16 protein-coding genes and 1 tRNA gene are annotated in these 20,590 nt (G+C 72.2%); 7 read left to right on the top strand and 10 right to left on the bottom strand.

Going from position 1 to position 20,590, the window contains the following annotated elements; translation table 11 throughout:
* Both AA75_RS13765 and AA75_RS13760 read left to right on the top strand, forming a co-directional pair.
* On the top strand, window positions 1-712 hold a 712-nt coding region (locus AA75_RS13765), incomplete at its 5' end, for a class E sortase (protein ID WP_033820254.1).
* Between the two features lie 26 nt (window positions 713-738).
* Window positions 739-1,497 (top strand): class E sortase, encoded by a 759-nt coding sequence (locus AA75_RS13760; protein ID WP_063794351.1) that lies wholly within the window; start codon window positions 739-741, stop codon window positions 1,495-1,497.
* Here AA75_RS13760 and AA75_RS13755 read toward each other — a convergent pair.
* Window positions 1,416-2,456 (bottom strand): GlxA family transcriptional regulator, encoded by a 1,041-nt coding sequence (locus tag AA75_RS13755; protein ID WP_082526481.1) that lies wholly within the window; start codon window positions 2,454-2,456, stop codon window positions 1,416-1,418. The two genes, AA75_RS13760 and AA75_RS13755, sit on opposite strands and share 82 nt — an antisense overlap.
* A 100-nt stretch (window positions 2,457-2,556) precedes the next feature.
* On the opposite strand from AA75_RS13755, the gene AA75_RS13750 reads away from it, so the two are divergent.
* The gene (locus AA75_RS13750) at window positions 2,557-3,507 is read left to right on the top strand and encodes an NADP-dependent oxidoreductase (protein WP_082526480.1); all 951 of its coding nucleotides are present in this window, start codon (window positions 2,557-2,559) and stop codon (window positions 3,505-3,507) included.
* A gap of 150 nt (window positions 3,508-3,657) precedes the next feature.
* On the top strand, window positions 3,658-4,575 hold the full coding sequence (locus AA75_RS13745) for a Bro-N domain-containing protein (RefSeq protein ID WP_051812297.1): 918 nt from the start codon (window positions 3,658-3,660) through the stop codon (window positions 4,573-4,575).
* 89 nt (window positions 4,576-4,664) lie between these two features.
* Here the strand turns inward: AA75_RS13745 and pknB are convergent, their stop codons facing one another.
* From pknB to AA75_RS13715, 6 genes are all read right to left on the bottom strand, one after another.
* Window positions 4,665-6,725: a Stk1 family PASTA domain-containing Ser/Thr kinase gene (gene pknB, locus AA75_RS13740; RefSeq protein WP_033820253.1), complete on the bottom strand. Its 2,061-nt coding sequence runs from the start codon at window positions 6,723-6,725 to the stop codon at window positions 4,665-4,667.
* A gap of 316 nt (window positions 6,726-7,041) precedes the next feature.
* The gene (locus tag AA75_RS13735) at window positions 7,042-8,502 is read right to left on the bottom strand and encodes a penicillin-binding protein 2 (protein WP_033820252.1); all 1,461 of its coding nucleotides are present in this window, start codon (window positions 8,500-8,502) and stop codon (window positions 7,042-7,044) included.
* Window positions 8,503-8,599: 97 nt separating this feature from the next.
* Complete coding sequence (locus tag AA75_RS13730) at window positions 8,600-10,045, bottom strand: FtsW/RodA/SpoVE family cell cycle protein (RefSeq protein ID WP_233289013.1); 1,446 nt, start codon at window positions 10,043-10,045, stop codon at window positions 8,600-8,602.
* A 42-nt stretch (window positions 10,046-10,087) separates the two neighbouring features.
* Complete coding sequence (locus AA75_RS13725; protein WP_033820251.1) at window positions 10,088-11,590, bottom strand: protein phosphatase 2C domain-containing protein; 1,503 nt, start codon at window positions 11,588-11,590, stop codon at window positions 10,088-10,090.
* A gap of 51 nt (window positions 11,591-11,641) precedes the next feature.
* Complete coding sequence (locus tag AA75_RS13720) at window positions 11,642-12,154, bottom strand: FHA domain-containing protein (protein ID WP_033820250.1); 513 nt, start codon at window positions 12,152-12,154, stop codon at window positions 11,642-11,644.
* 12 nt (window positions 12,155-12,166) lie between these two features.
* On the bottom strand, window positions 12,167-13,033 hold the full coding sequence (locus AA75_RS13715) for a DUF3662 and FHA domain-containing protein (RefSeq protein WP_033820249.1): 867 nt from the start codon (window positions 13,031-13,033) through the stop codon (window positions 12,167-12,169).
* Between the two features lie 402 nt (window positions 13,034-13,435).
* Between AA75_RS13715 and AA75_RS13710 the strand changes: the two genes are divergently transcribed.
* Window positions 13,436-13,522 (top strand) — tRNA-Leu (locus AA75_RS13710).
* A gap of 102 nt (window positions 13,523-13,624) precedes the next feature.
* Here AA75_RS13710 and AA75_RS13705 read toward each other — a convergent pair.
* Together AA75_RS13705 and AA75_RS13700 are read right to left on the bottom strand one after the other, a co-directional pair.
* Complete coding sequence (locus AA75_RS13705) at window positions 13,625-14,773, bottom strand: sensor histidine kinase (protein ID WP_051812295.1); 1,149 nt, start codon at window positions 14,771-14,773, stop codon at window positions 13,625-13,627.
* Window positions 14,773-15,441, bottom strand: a complete 669-nt coding sequence (locus AA75_RS13700; protein ID WP_033820248.1) for a response regulator transcription factor — start codon at window positions 15,439-15,441, stop codon at window positions 14,773-14,775. The genes AA75_RS13705 and AA75_RS13700 overlap by 1 nt, the downstream gene beginning before the upstream one ends.
* 291 nt (window positions 15,442-15,732) lie before the next feature.
* On the opposite strand from AA75_RS13700, the gene AA75_RS13695 reads away from it, so the two are divergent.
* Together AA75_RS13695 and AA75_RS49275 are read left to right on the top strand one after the other, a co-directional pair.
* On the top strand, window positions 15,733-17,529 hold the full coding sequence (locus AA75_RS13695; protein ID WP_051812293.1) for a phosphatidylglycerol lysyltransferase domain-containing protein: 1,797 nt from the start codon (window positions 15,733-15,735) through the stop codon (window positions 17,527-17,529).
* A gap of 300 nt (window positions 17,530-17,829) precedes the next feature.
* Complete coding sequence (locus AA75_RS49275; RefSeq protein ID WP_051812300.1) at window positions 17,830-18,582, top strand: hypothetical protein; 753 nt, start codon at window positions 17,830-17,832, stop codon at window positions 18,580-18,582.
* A 21-nt stretch (window positions 18,583-18,603) separates the two neighbouring features.
* Here the strand turns inward: AA75_RS49275 and AA75_RS13685 are convergent.
* The coding region (locus AA75_RS13685; RefSeq protein WP_051812291.1) for a SpoIIE family protein phosphatase at window positions 18,604-20,590 on the bottom strand (1,987 nt) is incomplete at its 5' end.

Here is a 20,590-nt window from a genome sequence, read left to right as displayed (position 1 = left end):
CCGCGGTCCCAAGCCGCGGCCCAAGGAGTCCAAGCTGGTGGTGGCCTCCCGGATGGTCGGCGAACTGTTCATCACGCTCGGCCTGGTGATGCTGCTCTTCGTCGCGTACCAGCTGTGGTGGACCAACGTGGAGGCCGACGCGGCCGCCGACGGCACCCGCAGCCAGCTGGAGCAGCAGTGGGCCCAGCCCCAGCAGCCCGCCACCGGCACCGAGGCGCCCAAGGACCCGGGCAAGTTCGAACCCGGCCAGGGCTTCGCCATCGTCTACATCCCCAAGCTGGACCTGAAGTACCCGATCGCCGAGGGCACCCAGAAGCAGCAGGTGCTGGACAAGGGCCTGGTCGGCCACTACACCGGCACCGCGATGCCGGCCGACAAGGCCGGCAACTTCGCCATCGCCGCGCACCGGACCACCCACGGGCAGCCGTTCCGCAAGATCGGCCAGCTCAAGCCGGGTGACAAGATCGTGGTGGAGACCTCGACCACGTACTACACGTACGAGGTCGCGGGCGGCATCCCGGAGACCCCGCCGAACAACGTCACGGTGCTCCAGCCGGTCCCCAAGGGGTCGCCGTTCACCCAGCCGGGCCGCTACATCACGCTGACGACATGCACGCCGGAGTTCAGTGCCCGGGGACGGCTGATCGTCTTTGGCAAGATGACGGGGGAACAGCCGAGGAGCCAGGGCCAGCCCGCCGCGCTCACCGGTTAGCCACTGACGGGCGGAGGCCGGTACCGATGGGTTCTGCGTTCAGGGATGCGGACGCCCTCAGCCGGCTACGGCCGGTCGGCGGCCGGCGCCGCGGCCGCGGGACCAGGGCGCTCGGGGTGGCGGGTGAACTGCTGATCACCGCCGGCCTGGTGCTGGCCCTGTTCCTCGGGTACTCGCTGTGGTGGACCGATGTGGTCGCCGACCGGCAGGCCGGGCAGGCCGCCGGCCGGCTGCGGCAGAGCTGGTCCGCTCCGGCGCCCGCCCCGGACCCCGCCGAGCCCGCCCCGCCCCGCTACGAGGCCGGGGACGGCCTCGGCTTCCTGCACGTGCCCGCGATGGGCCGGGACTACCAGGTGCTGATCCGGCCGGGCACCGACCCCGGGACCCTGGACGAGGGCGTCGCCGGGGTCTACCAGGAGCCGTACCGGGCGGCGATGCCGTGGGCGGACAGCGGCAACTTCGCCCTGGCCGCCCACCGCGACGGCCACGGCGCCAGGTTCCACGACCTCGACAAGGTGGCGGTCGGCGACGCGGTCGTGGTGGAGACCAGGGACAGCTGGTACGTCTACCGGGTGGCCGGGACGCTGGAACAGACCTCCAAGTACGACACCGGGATCATCGCGCCGGTCCCCGAGCGGTCCCCGTTCACCACCGCCGGCCGCTACATCACCCTCACCACCTGCACGCCGGTGTACACCTCGCGCTACCGGATGGCGGTGTGGGGCGCCCTGGTCCGGGTGGATCCGGTGGACTCCCGCCGGACCCCGCCGCCGGAACTGCGCTGAGTGCGCGCGGAGCCGCGGAAGGTTCGCCGGTAGGCAGCGGGGGAGACCCCGAGCGAGGCCGTCAGGTGCTGGCGCAGCGAGGCGGCGCTGCCGAAGCCCGAGCGCTCGGCGACCTGGTCGACCGGCAGGTCGCTGCTCTCCAGCAGCCCGGTGGCCAGGCCCAGCCGCTGGGCGGTCAGCCACTGGCCCGGGGTCTGGCCGGTCTCGGCCAGGAAGCGCCGGCTGAAGGTCCGCACGCTCATCCGGGCCTGCGCCGCCAGCTCGGCCAGCTGGATCGGCCGGTGCAGCTCGTGCAGGGCCCAGTCGCGGGCGGCCGCGGTGTCGGAGCCGGTCGGCGGCGGCACCGGACGCTCGACGAACTGGGCCTGCCCGCCCTCCCGCCAGGCGGGCACCACGCAGCGGCGGGCGGCCCGGGCCGCGACCTCGCTGCCGTGGTCCCGGCGGATCAGGTGCAGGCACAGATCGAGCCCGGCGGCGGCGCCGGCGGAGGTCAGCACGTCGCCGTCGTCGGTGAACAGCACCCCGGGGTCGAGCCGGGTGGCCGGGAACAGCTCCCGGTAGCGCTCGGTGTGGAACCAGTGCGTGGTGGACGGGCGCCCGTCCAGCAGGCCGGCGGCGGCCAGGACGAACGAGCCGGTGCAGATCGACACCCAGCGGGTGCCCGGGCGGACCAGGGCGAAGGCCTCGGCGAGACCGGGCGGCAGGACCCCGTTCAGCACCGAGGGGTGGTAGCTGGGCGCCACCACGACGGTGTCGGCGGTCGCCAGCACGCCGGCGTCGTGCTCGACGGCGATCGAGAAGTCGGCGTTGGTGGGCACCGGGCTCCCGTCCGGGCTGCAGGTGCTGACCCGGTACAGCGGGCGGCCGTCCAGGCCGTAGGCCAGGCCGAACACCTTGGCGGGGATGCCGAGCTCGAAGGGGATGACACCGTCCAGGGCGAGAACCACGACCGAGTGCATGGCCAGATCCTCTCACTTGGCGTCCATCCGGCCACTCGTTCCGTTGAATCCTCGGTCGCAGGATGGTGAGCGACAGTGGACCGAGCGTAGGAGCGGGGCAATGGCTCAGATGATGACGGTGATCACCCAGGACGGGCTGGGCGGCCCGGAGGTGCTGCAGCCGGCCGAGCGGGAGCGCCCGGTACCCGGCGCCACCGAGGTGCTGGTCCGGGTGCACGCGGCCGGGACCAACCCGACCGACTTCAAGACCCGGGCGACGGGCGGCCTGCTGCGGGCCGAGCCGCCGTTCGTGCTCGGGCACGACGTCTCGGGCGTGGTGGAGGCGGTCGGCTGGGGCGTCACGCTGTTCGAGCCCGGCGACGAGGTCTACGGGATGCTCGACTACCCGCACCTGCACGGCGGCTACGGCCAGTACGTGACCGCCCCGGCCCGACGCTTCGTCCCCAAGCCCGCGGCCCTCTCCCACCCGCAGGCCGCCGCACTGCCACTGGTCGCACTGACCGCCTGGCAGGCGCTGGTGGACCGGGCCGGCCTGCGGCCCGGGCAGCGGGTCCTGGTGCACGCGGCGGCCGGCGGCGTGGGCCACGTGGCCGTCCAGATCGCCAAGGCGCTCGGCGGGTACGTGATCGGGACGGCCGGCGCAGCCAAGCACGAGTTCGTCCGCGGGCTCGGCGCCGACGAGGTGATCGACTACGCCGCCGTCGACTTCGCCACCGCGGTCGGTGAGGTCGACGTGGTCATCGACGCGGTCGGCGGCGACTACAGCGAGCGCTCGCTGCCGGTCGTCCGCGACGGCGGCACGCTGGTCTCGCTCACCACCCCGGCCGCCGACGCCCTGAGGCCCGCCGCGGCCGAACGCGGCATCAGGGCCGGCTTCCTGCTGGTCGAACCGGACCGGGCCGCCCTGCTGGCCGTCGCAGACCTGGCCGCCACCGGACGGCTCAGGGCGGAGGTGGGCACCGTGCTGCCGCTGGCGGAGGCCGCCAAGGCCCACGAACTGCTGGAGTCCGGCCGGACGGTCGGCAAGATCGTGCTGGACGTCACCGGGTGACGTGGTGACCGGGTGGCGTGGTGGCCGCGTGACCGGGTGACATCCGGTCGGATTCGACCCGGGACGGCCCAAGGAAGGCCGCCCCGGGCCGAACTGACGTTCCGGCGGGGATTCGAGTCTCCGCCGTCCCGCGCGGTCGTTGTGCCTGATATGACGAACGCGAACGAAGCCCCGGCCCGGTTCGACTTCCAGGGGCACGGGGTCAGGGTGGTCACGGTCGACGGCGAGCCGTGGTGGGTGGCGGCGGATGTCTGCGCGGTCCTGGAGATCACCAATCCGCGCGACACCCTGAGGAAGACCCTCGACGAGGACGAGAAGGGGGTAGCTACTGTCTACACCCCCGGCGGTGACCAGCAGGTTTCCGTCATCAACGAGCCCGGGCTGTACTCACTGGTGCTCCGCTCCCGCAAGCCGCAGGCGCGGGCCTTCAAGCGGTGGATCACCCACGAGGTGATCCCGGCGATCCGCCGCACCGGCCGCTACACGGTGGACGCGGAACCCGGCCCGCAGGCGTCCCCGGAGGCGGTCCAGTTCTTCCGGCTGGTCGCGCAGGCCGCGGCGGCCGCCTTCGGCGCCGAGGCCCGGGCCGCGGTCACGGCGGCGATGGGCGCCAACACCCGGGCGGTCGAGGGGCTGGACGAGCGGATCACCCGGCTGATCGACGTGGTGGAGCGGTCGGACGGCGGCCACCGGGTGCCACCGCAGCGCGCGGCGGTCCGGCCGGCCCCCGAGGAGGAGCCCATCCGGCACGGCGTCATCCCCGAGGACGCGCTGACCTTCGACGCCCTGGCGGAGCTGCTGGCCCTGGAGACCGGACACCGGGAGCTGAGCCGCAACGGACTGCTGCGGACCGCGTGCGACGCGGGCCTGCTGCGCCGGCTCTCCGCCCCGTACAGCGGGTACACCATCACCGACGCCCGGCTCGCCGCGCTGATCCGGGTCCGCCGGATCGGCGGAGCCGCGTACGGGTGGCCGAGCGTCCAGCACCACCAGCCGCTGGTGCTGCCGCAGGGCGTCGCCATCATGCGGCAGCTGGCGCTGCAGGAGATCGGCCGGGACGCGCGGTAGTGCCGCGCGGGAGTGCCGCCCGCGGCACGGGTGCCCGGACACGCCGGAGGGGGCCGTGCGCGGTGCACGGCCCCCTCGGTGGCGGAGCGTCAGTTGCCGCCCGGTGACTGGCCGCCCCTGTCGCCGGGGCGGGTCCAGAGCTTGACCACGGTGTTCGGGTCGACCGGGGTGCCGGACTGCGGGTCACTGGTGAGCACGACCGCGTTGTCGTCCTGCGGGCCGGCCACCACGTTCGGCGTCAGACCCACGGCCTTCAGTGCGTCGAAGGCCTGCTTGTAGGTCTTGCCCTGCAGGATCGGGACGTTGACCTTGTCGGGCGCCTTGAAGACCGTCAGCGTCACCTTGGAGCCCTTGGCCGCCTTGGTGTTGGCCGGCGGGTTCTGGCTGGCCACCATGCCGATCTTGGTCGGGTCGTTGGTGGGGGTGGTCTTCACGTCGACCGTGAAGTTCTGCGCCTCGAGCGTGGCCGTCGCCGCGTCCTGCGGCTGTCCGGTGACGCCCGGCACCGGGACCTTGCCCTGGCCCTGGGAGACCGTCAGCGTGACGGTCGCCCCGGCGGGCGCCTTGCCGGCGGCCGGGCTCTGCGAGATGACGCTGTCCTGCGGCGTGCTGTCGTCGGTCTTGTAGACCGGGTTGGCGACCACGAAGCCGGCCTTCTGCAGCGCGGCGGTGGCCTCGGCGAGCGACTTTCCGCTGAAGTCGGCCAGGTCGACCGCGGCCGGGCCGGAGGAGAGCTGGACCTTGATCACCGTGTTGGTGGCGATGGAGGTGCCGGCCGGCGGGTCCTGGGTGCAGACCTGATCCTTCTGGATCTTGGTGTCCGGGCAGGCGACCGGGTCCCCGGCCTGGACGGTCAGGGTCGAGCTCTGCGCCTTGGCCGCGTTCTGGGCCTCGGCCAGGGTCTTGCCGGTCAGGGTCGGGGAGGTGGTCTTGCCGCCCGCGCTGTCGCCGGTCTTCACCATCGCCTGGACCACGAAGAAGGCACCGACCAGGACCAGCACCGCCGCCACGGCGAGGATGATCCACGAGGTGTTGTTCTTCTTCGGCGGCTCCTCGCGGCGGCGCCCGCCGCCGCTGTAGCCGTCGTCGTAGCCGCCGTTGTTCCCGCCGCCGTAGCCGTCCTCCTGCGGCGGGTAGCCGTAGCCGCCCTGCGCGTTGCCGACCTGCGGCAGCATCGTGGTCGGACCGGCCGCGCCGTGCTGGGGGAGCAGGTTGGTCTGGCCGTACGGGTCGTACTGGGCGCCGCCCTGGTCGTAGCCGTAGCCCGCGGCGCCCATGCCGTAGGCGGCCTGCTGGGCGGCGGCGACCGGGAGGCCGTCGAGGAAGCGCTCGATGTCGTCGCGCATCTCGTCGGCGCTCTGGTAGCGGTAGTCCCGCTCCTTGGCGAGCGCCTTTAGCACGATCGCGTCGATCTCCGGGCGGACCTCGGGGTCGTACGCGGACGGCGGCTGGGCCTCCTCGCGGACGTGCTGGTACGCGACCGCGACCGGGGAGTCGCCGACGAACGGCGGCCGCACGGTCAGCAGCTCGTAGAGCAGGCAGCCGGTGGAGTACAGGTCGGAGCGGGCGTCGACGGTCTCGCCCTTGGCCTGCTCCGGGGAGAGGTACTGGGCGGTGCCGATGACGGCCGAGGTCTGGGTCATCGTCATGCCGGCGTCGCCCATCGCCCGGGCGATGCCGAAGTCCATGACCTTGACGTTGCCCTGGCGGGTGAGCATCACGTTGGCGGGCTTGATGTCGCGGTGGACGATGCCGGCCCGGTGCGAGTACTCCAGCGCCTGGAGGATGCCGATGGTCATCTCGAGCGCGCGCTCGGGAAGCAGCCGGCGCCCGGAGTGCAGCAGCTCGCGCAGGGTGGACCCCTCGACGTACTCCATCACGATGTACGGGATGGAGATGCCGTCGATGTAGTCCTCGCCGGTGTCGTACACGGCAACGATCGCGGGGTGGTTGAGGGAGGCCGCGGACTGCGCCTCGCGGCGGAACCTGGCCTGGAAGGACGGGTCTCGGGCCATGTCGGCACGGAGGGTCTTCACGGCGACCGTACGGCCGAGCCGGGTGTCATGGGCGAGGTAGACCTCGGCCATGCCGCCGCGCCCGAGGACGCCGCCGAGCTCGTACCTGCCGCCGAGGCGACGAGGCTCTTCCATAGTTCCGACCCTCTCCCCCACCGGTCGGTGAGGATGTGACGTAGGTGTCCCCGCACGCTCTGAAAGACGCATCCGGAGCCCGCGCTGGTTTCGCGGTCCCGGCCCACGGCCCGGGCCGTGGGTGTGCGGCGGGCAGACCCGCTGCTTGCGGATACGCTACCGGGCCAACCTCGGTGAGCCGGGCGAGCCCGCCAGCTGAGACCAGACCGGTATCGACCGGGACCGTCCCATTGTGACAATCTCCGGGTAAAAGCGGGCGGGGTCGGACTTGGTCGATCGTCACACGACTTTTTTGAGCCGTCCGTCCGGCGGGCCGTTACTTGTTGACCACGGCCTCCATGACCGACTTGGCGATCGGTGCGGCGATCGAGCCGCCGCTGATCTCGTTCCGCTCGGCCGCGCCGTCCTCGACCACCACCGCGACGGCGACCTGCTTGCCGTCGGCGCCCTTGGCGTAGGACATGAACCAGGCGAACGGCAGACCGCTGTTGTCCTGGCCGTGCTGGGCGGTACCGGTCTTGCCGCCGACCGTGGCGCCGTTGATCTTCGCCTTGGTGCCGGTGCCGTTCTGCACCACGCTCTCCATCAGCTGCTGGAGCTTCTGCGCGGTGGCCGGGCTGACCGCCTGGCTGAGCTGGTGCTCGGTGTGGTTGGAGATCACGTCGAGGTTGGCCGAGCGCTCCTGGGCGATCAGGTAGGGCTGCATCAGGCTGCCGTTGTTGCAGATCGCCGCGGCGACCATGGCCATCTGCAGCGGGGTGGCCCGGGTGTCGTGCTGGCCGATGGCGTCCATCGCGGTGCCGTCGGGGCTGGAGTTGGACGGGAAGACGCTGGTGACCGCCCGGATCGGGGTGTCGATCTTGCCGTTGTTGAAGCCGAACTTCTCCGCCTGCGCCCGCAGCCTGTCCTTGCCGAGGTCGGCGCCCATCTTGCCGAAGACGGTGTTGCAGGACAGGTCCATCCCGTGCTCCACCGTGGCGTTCTCGCAGTCCTCGGTGGCGCTGGCGTTCTTCAGCTCGGTGTTGGTGCCGGGCAGGATGAACGGCTTCGGGGTCTGGGTGGCGTCGTCGACGTTCTTGTACAGCCCGGTCTCGAACGCGGTGGCGGCGGTGATCAGCTTGAAGGTCGAGCCGGGCGGATAGGTCTCGCGCAGCGCCCGGTTCAGCATCGGCTTGTTCGGGTCGTTGTTGAGGTCCGTCCAGGCCTTGGAGTCCTCCTTGCCGCCGCCCGAGAAGGTGCCCGGGTCGTAGGACGGCGTGGAGACCAGCGCCAGGATCGCGCCGGTGCGCGGGTCGATCGCGACCGCGGCGCCCTTCTTGTCGCCCAGCCCCTCGAAGGCGGCCTTCTGCGCCTTCGGGTCGATCGTGGTGACGACGTCCCCGCCCTTCTTCTGCTCACCGGTGAGCATGTCTAGGGTGTTGCGGAAGAACAGCCGGGAGTCGGTGCCGGCCAGCACGCCGTCCTCCAGCTGCTCCAGCTGGCTGGTGCCGAAGGACTGCGAGGAGTAGCCGGTGATCGGCGCGTACATCGGGCCGTCGATCCAGCTGCGCTTGTACTTGTAGCGCAGACCGTTGACGAAGTCGGAGTTGGTGACCGGCTGGCCGCCCGCGATGATGTTGCCGCGCGGGTAGGCGTACCGGTCGTACTTGTTCCGGTCGTTGTGCTTGTTGCTCGCCCACGCCTCGGCCTGGACACCCTGCACCCAGTTGACGCGGACCATCAGGGCCAGGATCAGGACCAGACAGAAGATCGAGACCCGGCGGATCGGTTTGTTCACGGGACGGATCCCCTCCGGTTCTCCGGTGTCGGTGGGCCTGGCTCGGCCGATGGTGGCACAGCTATCTGAGATTCAACCGCATGGATCACCACGGGTTTCAGGTCCGGGTCGGTTCCGCTCCGGGCGCGGGTTCCGGGGTGGGCTCGGCGGCCGGGCGGCGCGCGGTGTCGCTGATCTTCAGCAGGATCGCGATCAGCGCCCAGTTGGCGACCACCGACGAACCGCCCTGGGCCAGGAACGGCATCGTCATACCGGTCAGCGGGATCAGACCGGTGACACCGCCGGCCACCACGAAGACCTGCAGCGCGAAGGCCGAGGACAGACCGACCGCCAGCAGCTTGCCGAACGGGTCACGGGCGGCCACCGCGGTGCGCAGGCCGCGCTGCACGATCAGGCCGTAGAGCACGAACAGCGCCATCATGCCGGTCAGCCCGAGCTCCTCGCCGAAGGAGCCCAGGATGAAGTCGCTCTTGGCGGCGAACTGGATCAGCCAGGAACGGCCCTGGCCCAGGCCGGTGCCGGTGACCCCGCCGGTCCCGAAGGACATCAGGGTCTGGCCGATCTGCTCACTGGTGCCGGGCGGCGGCGGGTCCTGGAAGGCCGCCATCGGGTCCAGCCAGGAGTTGATGCGGGTCTTGACGTGCGGCTCGGCCATCGCGACCACGGCCGCGCCGCCGATCGACATCACCAGACCGAAGACGATCCAGCTGGTCCGCTCGGTGGCGACGTAGAGCATCACCACGAAGAGGCCGAAGAACAGGAAGGAGGAGCCGAGGTCGGTCTCGAACACCAGGATCAGGATCGACAGCAGCCAGACCACGATGATCGGGCCGAGGTCGCGGCCGCGCGGCAGGTACAGGCCCATGAAGCGGCGGCTGGCCAGCGCCAGCGCGTCCCGCTTGACCATCAGGAAGCCGGCGAAGAACACCGTCAGGATGATCTTGGCGAACTCGCCCGGCTGGATCGAGAACGAGCCGATGTGGATCCAGATCTTCGCGCCGAAGTCCCCGGCCCGGGCCGGGAAGAAGGCCGGCGCGGCCAGCAGCACCAGCGCCACCACCATCGAGATGTAGGTGTAGCGCTGCAGGATCCGGTGGTCCTTCAGCAGCAGCATCACACCGATGAAGAAGGCGATCCCCAGGCCCGACCACATCAGCTGGTTGGCCGCGGCCGGGTAGTTGGAGGCCAGCAGGCTGCCCGCCTTGTCCAGCCGCCAGATCATCACCAGCCCGAGGCCGTTCAGCAGCGTCGCCAGCGGCAGCAGCAGCGGATCGGCGTACGGCGCGAAGCGGCGCATCACCAGGTGCGCGATCAGCGCCAGCGCGCCCATGCCGAGGCCGTACTCCAGCATGCCGGCCGGCAGCTTCTTGTCGATCGCGAGGCCCACGTTGGCGTACGCCGCCATCGGCACCAGCACCGCGAAGGCCAGCATGACCAGCTCGGTGTTGCGCCGGTTCGGCGTGCCCTGCGGCGTGATGGTGGTGTTGGCGCGCCGCCGCGCGGGTTCGGTGTTGCTGTTGCTGCTCAGGTCAAAGGTGCTCACGTGACGGCCGCTCCCGACGGCTGCTGGACCCCGGAAGGGCCCCTACTGGGTCGGGCAGGAGGTGGCCAGCTGCTGCTCCCGCTCGGTGAGGGGGGCGACACCCCCCGGGGTGGTCGTGCCGGTGGTGGCGGGGTCGGTGGTGGGCGGGGCGGCCGGCTTGGCGCCGTCGGCGACCCGCTTGCAGGCCGCGGCCTGCTCACCGAGCCGCTTCACCTGGTCCTCGGCGTCCCCCAGGCTCTTGGCCTGGATGGTCTTGGTGACCTGGGTGCGCTGGTAGGTCGGCAGGTACTTGAGTTCGATGTCGCCGTACTTCTGGTGCACCGAGGACAGCCCGAGGCCGGCCAGGTTCTGGTTGATGCCCTGGTAGACCGCGACCGAGTCGCCGTCGGCCCCCACGTAGTACTGGTCCTGGGTCCACTGGTAGCCGAACCAGCCGGCCGCGCCCAGTGCACCGAGGACGACCACCACGGCGATCGACACCTTCAGCCCGCGGCGCTTGCGGCGCGCGCGTCGCCGGCCCTCGTGGACGGGCTGCTCGGTGTCCTCGTACGCGCCGTAGGGCTCGCCGAAGCCCCCCTCGTCGGACTCCCCGTAGCCGGTCTCCGGATAGCCCTCCGCCGGGCCGAAGCCGGGTGCGGGGGCGTCGTAGCCGTTGGCCGGGCCGAAGGCGCCCTGCGGGGCCTGCGGGCGGCCGAGGCCGGCGGCGCGGCCGGCCGGGGTGTTCAGCATGCCCTGGTCGCTGCTCGGGTGCGGCGGCGCGTCGGCGACCGCGCCGACCACCACCGGGTAGTCCGCCAGCTGACCGCTCAGGGTGTCGGTGGCGCCGACGTCGATGACGTCCGCGACGATGCAGGTGATGTTGTCGGGACCGCCGCCGCGCAGGGCCAGCTCGATCAGCGCCTGGACGGTCTGCTGCGGGGCGTAGAAGCTCCCGAGCGTCTCCTCCAGGGTCTGGTGGCTGACCGGCCCGGACAGGCCGTCCGAGCAGATCAGGTAGCGGTCGCCGGCCCGGACCTCGCGGATCGACAGGTCCGGCTCGACCTGGCCGCGGCCGTCCAGCGCCCGCATCAGCAGGGAGCGCTGCGGGTGGGTCTCGGCCTCCTCCGGGGTGATCCGGCCCTCGTCGACCAGCCGCTGCACCCAGGTGTGGTCCTGGGTGATCTGGCTGAGCGAGCCGTCCCGCAGCAGGTACGCCCGGGAGTCCCCGATGTGCACCAGGCCCATCCGCTGGCCGGTCCACAGCATCGCGGTGAGGGTGCAGCCCATGCCTTCGAGCTGCGGGTCCTCCTCGACCATCTGCCGCAGCCGGTCGTTGGCGGTCTGCACCGCGTCGTTCAGCAGCGTCAGCAGGTCGGCACCGGGCACGTCCTCGTCCAGCCGGACGATCGAGCCGAGCACCTCGGAGGAGGCGACCTCACCGGCCGCTGCCCCGCCCATGCCGTCGGCCACGGCCAGGAGGCGCGGACCGGCGTAGCCGGAGTCCTCGTTCCCCTCCCGGATCAAGCCCTTGTGGGACCCGGCGGCGAAGCGCAGCACGAGACTCATGCGGTCCCTACCCTCCTCTGGGTGGACGGGGTGCTGTCCCTCATGCGCTGACTACTTCCGCAGCTCGATGACGGTCCGGCCGATACGGATCGGCATCCCGGGCTGGAGCGGCTGCGGCGTGGTCAGCCGCTGCCGGTCCAGATAGGTGCCGTTGGTGGAGCCTAGATCCTCGACCGTCCACTGCCCAGTCTGGTCGGGGTAGATCCTGGCATGCCGGGAGGACGCGTAGTCGTCGTCGAGCACGATGGTGGAGTCGTGCGCCCGGCCCAGGGTGATGGTCTGGCCCTGCAGCGCGACCGTGGTGCCGGCCAGCGAACCCTGCACCACCACCAGGTGGGTGGGGGCGCCCCGGCGCTGCCTCGGCTGCGCGGGGGCGGCGCTCTGCTGGGTCTGCGGCGGCCGGTTCGGGGCACCCGCCGGGGCGGCGGCGGCCCGCCGCGCGGAGCGCGGATTGACCTTGGTGCCGAACAGATCGCTGCGGATCACCTGCACCGCGACGATGACGAACAGCCACAGCACGGCGAGGAAGCCAAGCCGCATGACCGTCAGGGTCAGATCTGACATAGGAGGCCCGCTCTACCCTTCGACCTGTCGGTAGACGATGGTGGTGGACCCCAGAACGATTCGGGAGCCGTCGCGGAGCGTAGCGCGCTGGGTGTGCTGCCCGTCCACCACGATGCCGTTGGTCGACCCCAGGTCGAGCACCATCGCGGGCGTCCCGGGCCGGATCTCGGCGTGCTTGCGGGACACCCCGGGGTCGTCGATCCGCACGTCCGCCTCCGTGGATCGGCCGAGCACCATGGCGTTCCCGGTGATCTGGTGCCGGTTCCCGTTGACCTCGATCCAGCGCCGGGTGCCCGCGCCGCTGTGGCCCGCGCCCGGGAACGGGCGCACGTTGCCGCCGCCCGGGGCGGGCGGGGCGGTGGGCATCACCGGGGGCGCGGCCGGCGGGGGCGGCGCACCGTACGGCGCCTGGCCCGGCTGCTGCCAGGGCGCGCCGGGGGCCGGCGGCGTCGGCGGGCGGCCGTAGCCCTGCGGCTGCTGCGGCGCGGCCTGCTGGGCCGGCTCCTCGGAGGCGAGGGTGCGGCTGCGCACCCGGTACAGGCCGGTGTCCAGGTCGTCGGCCTTCTCCAGGGTCACCTGGAGCGGGCCCATGAAGCTGTACCGCTGCGCCTCCGCGTACTCGCGCACCATGCCGGCCAGCTCCTTGCCGAGCTGTCCGGCGTACGGGCTGAGCCGCTCATGGTCGTGCGGGCTGAGCTCGACGATGAAATCGTTGGGCACGACGGTGCGGTCGCGGTTCCAGATGGTCGCGTTGTTGTCGCACTCGCGCTGCAGCGCTCCGGCGATCTCGACCGGCTGGACCTCGGACTTGAACACCTTGGCGAAGGTGCCGTTCACGAGACCCTCGAGCCGCTGCTCGAACTTCTTCAGGACTCCCACGGGGCACCCCCTTCCAGGGCGTTGATCCGGCCGGGCGCGCCGTCTGCGGCGTGTCGCCTCGGTCCGATGGCGGGTTTTCCGTACTGATCGTATCCACGCCGGGCCCATCCGTACGGTTCCCCCGGCATGTGGTGCCCCTTGGTGAGCCCGGGCACACGCATCCATCGGTGCTCCCGGCAAGCCAGGGCTACCCCCTTCGCGTCCGGCCAACCCCTCGATCACCCGTTCGTCGGCGGCCGTCCGGGCGGTCCGGGAAAGGGATTTCGGACTACCGCGCACGCCGTGCTAATGTTTTCCACGTCGGAAGGGGCGCCCCGCAAGGGAGCCGGACCGGAAGACCGGGGAAGAGTCGAGAGACTCGGACCGGTCCGAAGATCAGGTAGCATCTACGACATCACCCATGCGCGGGTGGCGGAATAGGCAGACGCGCTGGATTCAGGTTCCAGTGCCCGAAAGGGCGTGGGGGTTCAACTCCCCCCTCGCGCACCACTGAGGCCGGTCGGATTTTATCCGACCGGCCTCTTTGTCGTGCGCCCACGCGTGCGTCCGCCCACGCCGGTGTACGCCCACGCCGGTGCAAGGCGGCGCCGCTCACTCCCCGCCGGCCGCCGGGAGCTCCGCGCGCACGGTGAAGCCGCCGTCCGGGCCGGGGTCGGCGGTCAGGCTGCCGCCGAGCAGCTGGGCGCGTTCGCGCAGGCCGACCAGGCCGTGGCCGCCGCCCGGCAGGTGGTCGGGCAGTGCGTCGGGGGCGCCGAGCGGGGCCGGCCCGTTGCGCACCTCGACCAGCAGCCGGGTGCCGCGCGCCGCGAGGCTGACGCTGACCGGGGCGCCCGGGGCGTGCTTGCGGATGTTGGTGAGCGCCTCCTGGACGGTGCGGTACGCCGCCCGCTCCACCGCCTCCGGCCAGTCCCGGTCGCCCGTGGCCAGCCGGGCGGTGACCGGGAGCCCGCTGCCCTCGATCAGCTTGGGCAGGTCGGCCAGCCGGGGCTGCGGGGCGAGCGGCTCGTCCCGCCGCAGGCTCGCGGCCCGCAGGACGCCGACCATCTGGCGCAGCTCCTCCAGGGTGCGCACGGACAGCTCCCGGATGGTGCGGGCGGTGTCCTTGGCGGCCGGGTCCGTGGTGGACACCTGGAGCGCGCCGGCCTGGATGGAGATCAGGCTGACCTGGTGCGAGACGACGTCGTGCATCTCGCGGGCCAGCCGGGCGCGTTCCTGGCCGAGCACCCGCTCGGCCAGCAGCCGGCTCTCCCGCTGCTGCCCCTCGGTCAGCTCGACGATCCGTTCGGCCAGTTCGCGCCGGGTGCGGGCGAGCAGGCCGAGCGCGGCCGGCGCCGCGGCCAGCATGACGCTCTCGATGGCGTCCAGCGCGGTCTCCCGGCTGATCTCGAACATCGAGGCCGTCACGGGCCAGTGGAAGTACTCGACCAGGGCGAACAGGGTGGCGCAGACGGTGGTCGCCCGGATCTCGGCCCGGTGCGCGGCGACCGAGTACACCGCCGTGATCGGGGCGATCCAGATGTACTCGACGTACGTCCCGGGCAGGGTGAGCAGCAGCGTCAGGACCGGGTACCGGCGGCGCATCAGCAGGGCGAGGCAGGCCACGGCCGAGAGCATCAGCTCCCACCAGGTGCCGTCCTTGCCGACCAGTGCGGCGTCAACGCCGGCCAGCAGGACCGGCAGCAGCAGGGCCGTGCACCGTCCGGTCGCCCACCCGGGCAGCGTTCTGCCGCCGGCGCCCATCAGCCGCTCTGCCCCGGGGTGCGGACCAGGCCGGCCCGGTGGGCGATCACCGCGGCCTGGACCCGGTTGGCCGCGCCGAGCTTGCCGAGGATGGCGCTGATGTGGTCCTTGACCGTGCCGGTGCCGAGGAACAGCCGGTCGGCGATCTCGGCGTTGGACAGCCCCTCGCCGAGCAGTGCGAGCACGTCGAGCTCCCGGCCGGTGAGCTGGCGGGCCAGCGAGGCGGCCTCGTTGTCGGGCACCCCGCCCTCGACGTAGCCGCTGATCACGCTGCGGGTGACGGTGGGGGAGAGCACGCTGCCGCCGGCCGCCAGCACCCGGACGGCGTGCACCAGCTGTTCGGGGGCGGTGTCCTTGAGCAGGAAGCCGGCCGCTCCGGTGCGCAGCGCGGTGCCGATGTACTCGTCGGTGTCGAAGGTGGTGAGCATCGCGACGGCGGGCGGGTCGGGCAGCGCGCGCAGCCGGCGCAGCACCGTGATGCCGTCGAGGTCGGGCATCCGGATGTCGAGCAGCACCACCTGCGGGGCGAGCGCGGCGGCCTGCTGCTCGGCCTGGCCGCCGGAGCAGCTGCCGACCACTTCGAGGTCGGGCGCAGAGCCGACGATCAGGCCGAGACCGGAGCGGACCAGGACCTCGTCGTCCACGATCAGGACGCGGATCGGCGGCATGGTCTCTCCTCAGTCTCGGTGCGCTGCCCGGCGCAGCCTGCTTCGAGCGTAGGCGCAGGCGGCGGGCGGTGACGCGGCGGCCGGGCGGATGGTCCCCCCGCCGATCGGCGGGGGTACAAATCCGCTACCGGTTTCACGTCATTCTCATCCTGGGTGGGCAACCATGGAAGGAGACAGGCCCCCGTCGTGGGCCGACGGGACCCGGCCATTCGGACGCCGGGCGGCGCCCCGGTGGGGGCCGTGCGGATGCGTGCCCCTGTCCGATCCCCTGGAATTGGAGCTGTGTCCACTGTGAAGACGGCCCCGTCCACCCATTCCGCCGCTCCCGCCGCCGAGGCCGGGCCGCCGTCCCGGTGGCGGTCGCGCGCCGCCTCCCTGACGGTGTGGTACCTGCGGCTGATGGCCCTGCTGAACCTCGTGGCGGTGTTGGCCGTACCGTTCCGCGAGCAGGTGCGCACCCACAACGAGGGCGAGTACTTCACCCCGTACCTGGTGACGGGGGGTCTGAGCACGGTCGTGCTGTCGGTGTTCCTGGCGGTGGCGATGCGGCGGCGCAAGCGGGCCGCGTGGATCTTCAACACCGCGCTGGCCGGGCTGTTCTTCCTCGCCTACCTGGTGCTGATGGTGCTGCCGGGCGAGAGCTTCGCGCACCACCCGCTGAACTACTTCTCCACGGTGATCACCGGCCTGTTCGTGGTGGCCCTGGTGGTCGGCCGGCGGGAGTTCACCTCCAAGGGCGACCGGTCGAACCCGAAGACCGCGGTCGCCACCTTCTTCGCCGGCCTGCTGGTCGGCGGCGGGATCGGTTCGGTGCTGGTCTCGGCGACCAACACCGTCCCCGGGGACGACTTCGGGGACCGCTTCCTGTACGCGGTGGCCCGGATGGTCACGGTCACCCCGTCCGAGCGGGTGGCCGGCGTGATCTCCGTCCCGACCTGGGTGGACGCCTCCATCAACGTGATGAGCGCCGGGCTGTTCCTGCTGGTGATCTACGTGGCCTTCCGCAGCCCGCGCGGCCAGGAACTGCTCAGCGAGGAGGACGAGACCCGGCTGCGGGCGCTGCTGGAGCGGCAGGGGGAGCGGGACTCGCTGGGCTACTTCGCGCTGCGCCGGGACAAGGCCGTGGTGTTCTCGCCGAGCGGCAAGGCGGCCGTCGCCTACCGGGTGCTCGGCGGGGTCTCGCTGGCGTCCGGGGATCCGATCGGTGACCCGGAGGCCTGGCCGGGGGCGATCGAGGCGTGGCTGGGCGAGGCCCGGGAGCACGCCTGGGTGCCCGCGGTGATGGGGGCCTCCGAGGAGGCCGGGGTGATCTACGCCCGGCACGGGCTGGACGCGCTGGAGCTCGGTGACGAGGCCATCGTCGAGCTGGACGAGTTCTCGCTGGACGGCCGGGCGATGCGGGTGGTCCGCCAGGCGTACAACCGGGTCAAGCGGGCCGGTTACACCGTCCGGATCCGCCGGCACGAGGACATCCCCGAGGCGGAGATGGCCGAGCTGGTGGACCGCGCCGACCACTGGCGGGACGGTGCCACCGAGCGCGGTTTCTCGATGGCGCTCGGGCGTCTCGGCGACCCGGACGACGGCCGCTGCGTGATGCTGGAGTGCCACGACGGCGACGGCGAACTGCGGGCCCTGCTGAGTTTCGTGCCCTGGGGCCGGGACGGTCTCTCGCTGGACCTGATGCGCCGGGACCGCGACAGCGAGAACGGCCTGATGGAATTCATGGTGATTGAGCTCCTGCAGCGGGCCGAGGAGGTCGAGCTCGCCCGGGTGTCGCTGAACTTCGCGATGTTCCGATCGGTATTCGAGCGCGGCTCGAGGCTGGGGGCGGGGCCGGTTCTGCGGCTGTGGCGTTCGGTGCTGGGATTCTTCTCCCGCTGGTGGCAGATCGAGTCCCTCTACCGGGCCAATGCGAAGTACCGCCCGATTTGGGAACCGCGCTATCTGCTGTTCGAGAAGAGCAGTGAGATCCCGCGGATCGGCATCGCCAGTGCGCGCGCCGAGGGTTTCATCACGGTACCGAGTCTTCCCGCGCTGTTCCGGCGCCGGCACGTGCGGGCGGCCGCTCCGGCCGCGCCGAAGGCGTAGCCGGCCGGGCAGGACGGGGATGGGTTGTCCCTCCGCCGGGGGGCGGAGGGAATCCAGCCCGGACCATCCAGGGGCGTACTCCCCCGGGGGTCCGATCGGGGGGCGAATGGGGGATGCTCTCCAACCTGAGGATGACAGTGGTTCGCCACCTGTGCTGATGCCTCCCGTTTAGCCGGTGCCTACCGTAGATGTAGTGCTCGAACGAAGACTGGCGCGAGTGCGAGAACCTCAGGGCCGGGTTTTTCTGGAACGCGAACGGGGAGCGGGTCGGCTGTGAAGGAAATTGCCCAGGTGGGGGGCGTGCGAAAGGGTGTTCCGGCGATTGCCGCCCGGGCCGCCGTCGCCGAGTGGGGACTCCTATACGCGGTGGTCAGGGACCATGTGGCGCGCAAACGATTCGCCTCGGTTCCGCTGGCCACGGCCGCCACCCTGCTGATCCTGCTCTTCAGCGTCGTCCAGCACCTGCCGGGCGGCGCGAAGGTGGTCACCCTGATCGGGGTGGTCAAGGCCTCCCTGCCGCTGGACGTCTCGCTGCTGCGCACCCCGCTCTCGCTCTACGTGCCCGCGCTGGACCTGCCGGTCTGGGGTGCGCTGGCGCAGGTCTTCGTGGTGTTCGGGCTGGCCGAGATGGTGCTGGGCCGCCGGCTCACCCTGCTCGTCGCGTACGCCTGCACGCTGGCCGGCACGCTGTTCGCCCGGGTCGGGGTGGCGATCGGCCCGCAGCACCTGTTCGGCTTCCCGCACTGGGTGGCGCACGTCCGGGACACCGGGCCGTCGGCCGCGGTGGTCGCGCTGGCGGTCTGCGTCGCCTTCCGTACCCGGGCCTGGTGGACGGGCGGGACGGTGGCGCTGGTGATGGTGGGGGAGGCGGTCGTGCTGCCCAACCTGGCCGGTCTGGAGCACGTGGTGGCGCTGCTGACGGCGGTGCTGATCGCAGCGGCGGTCGAGGTGTTCGGCGACTACTGGCCGCGGGTGCTCGCCGGGGTCGGCGCCGCCGCCTCGGTCGCCACCGAGGCGGCCCGCCGTACCCCCGCGGGCGCCCTGATCCGCTAGGCCCTGTCCGACATGCGCGGTTCAGCCGCGCGGCAGGGCCAGCTCGAACCAGACCACCTTTCCGACCGCCTTGCGGGCGGTCCCCCAGCGCTCGGCGAGCTTGCTCACCAGGTTGAGGCCGCGCCCGTTCTCGTCCATCGACTCGGCGGGCTCCAGCGACGGCAGGTTGTGGTTGTCGTCGCTGACCTCGACCAGCAGCTTGTCGACCCGGATCAGCTGCAGCTGCACATCGGCGCGGGCCACCCGGACGGCGTTCGTGACCAGCTCGCTGACCAGCAGCTCGACCGTGTCGGTCAGGGCGGTCAGCCGCCAGGCGGCGAGCTGCTCGCGGACCAGGCGCCGGGCGTGCCGGACCTGCGACTGCTCCACGGTGAGCCGCCAGGTCGCCACCTCGCTCGGCGCCACCCCGTCGAACCGGGCCACCAGCAGGGCGACGTCGTCCTTGCGGTCGTCGGTGTGCAGCCGCTCCAGGACCGTGTCGCAGGCCTCCTCGGGGGTCTTCTTCGGGTCGATCAGGTTGCCGCAGAGCGCGGCCAGTCCCTCCCCTATGTCGCCGCCCCGGACCTCGACCAGGCCGTCGGTGCACAGCACCAGCATCGAGCCGTCCCGGACGCTGATCTTCTTGGCCACGAACGGCACCCCGCCGACCCCGATCGGTGCGCCCTCGGGGATCTCCAGCAGCTCGCCGCGCCCGTCCGGGTGGACCAGCACCGGCGGGACGTGGCCGGCGCTGGCCAGCTCGCAGGTGCGGTTGATCGGGTCGTAGACCGCGTACAGGCAGGTCGCCAGGTGGTCGTCGCCGAGCTTGTGGGCCAGGTTGTCCAGGTGGCGCAGCAGCTGCCCGGGCGGCAGGTCGAGCGCGGCCAGGGTCTGCATGGCCGTGCGGAAGCGGCCCATCGCCGCCGCCGAGTGCAGGCCGTGGCCCATCACGTCGCCGACCACCAGGGCGACCCGGCTGCCGGGCAGCTGGATCGCGTCGAACCAGTCGCCGCCGACCTCGGCCTTCGGGTCGCCCGGCAGGTAGCGGTGGGCGACCTGGACACCGGGGATCTTCGGCGGCCGGGTCGGGATCATCGAGCGCTGCAGGGTGGTGGCGACCTTGGACTCGGCGCGGTGCAGCCGGGCGTTGTCCAGCGACAGCGCGGCCCGGGCGGCCAGCTCCTTGAGGGTGTCGGCGTCGGCCTTGGTGAACGGGCCGCGGTCGGCGAGCCGCAGCAGCTTGAGGATGCCCAGCACGGTGCCCCGGGCGGACAGCGGCAGCACCAGCATCGAGCGGTCCACCACCAGCGGCACCAGCTCGGGTCCGCCGAGCGAGGCCGCGTACTCCACCGCGACGTCCGGGGTGATCACCGGGACCAGGACCGGCTTGTTCTCCTGGAGGGCGAGGCCCGGCGGGGTCGAGCGGGGCATCGCCAGCAGCCGACCCTCGTCCAGCACGTGGCTCCAGGACCCGGAACCGGCGTTGAAGACCCGGGCCACCCGGCGCAGCATCGTCGAGTCGTCCGGCCGGTCCCGGGGCAGCTCGGAGTCGGAGATCAGGCCGTCCAGCAGGTCGACGCAGGCGAAGTCGGCGACCCGGGGGACCAGCACGTCGCACAGCTCGCGGGCGGTGGTGTCCAGGTCCAGGGTGGTGCCGACCCGCCCGCCGACCTCGCTCAGCAGGGCCAGCTGGTCGCCGTCCGGGGTGCCGCGGACCACCTCGACGCCTTCGACCGGCGGGGGTGTCTCGGTGGCGGGGGAAGGCAGGCTGCCCCCGCGGACTGACGTGTGGCCGTTGGCTACGGACTCGATGGTGGGGCCTCCGGGATCGCTGTCTTCGCCGGTGCCGGCCGCGTCGCGCTGGCCGGGGATGGTGCTGCCGAGGACCCGCCGGCCGTCGGGGCCGGGACCTTCGGCGGTGGCCGGGCCGGCGGCGGGTACGCGGCCGGACACGCCGCCGTCCGCGGTCGGGCCGCCGGGGCCGCGGACGGCCCCGGGTCTGTCCGGTTCGGGGGGCCGGCGTCCGGCG

The sequence above is a fragment of the Kitasatospora sp. MBT63 genome (assembly GCF_000710465.2).
In the GTDB taxonomy this organism is placed as follows: Bacteria; Actinomycetota; Actinomycetes; order Streptomycetales; family Streptomycetaceae; genus Kitasatospora.
The sequence above is the reverse complement of the archived record's forward strand: the minus strand, read 5'-3'. Positions and strand labels throughout refer to the sequence as shown.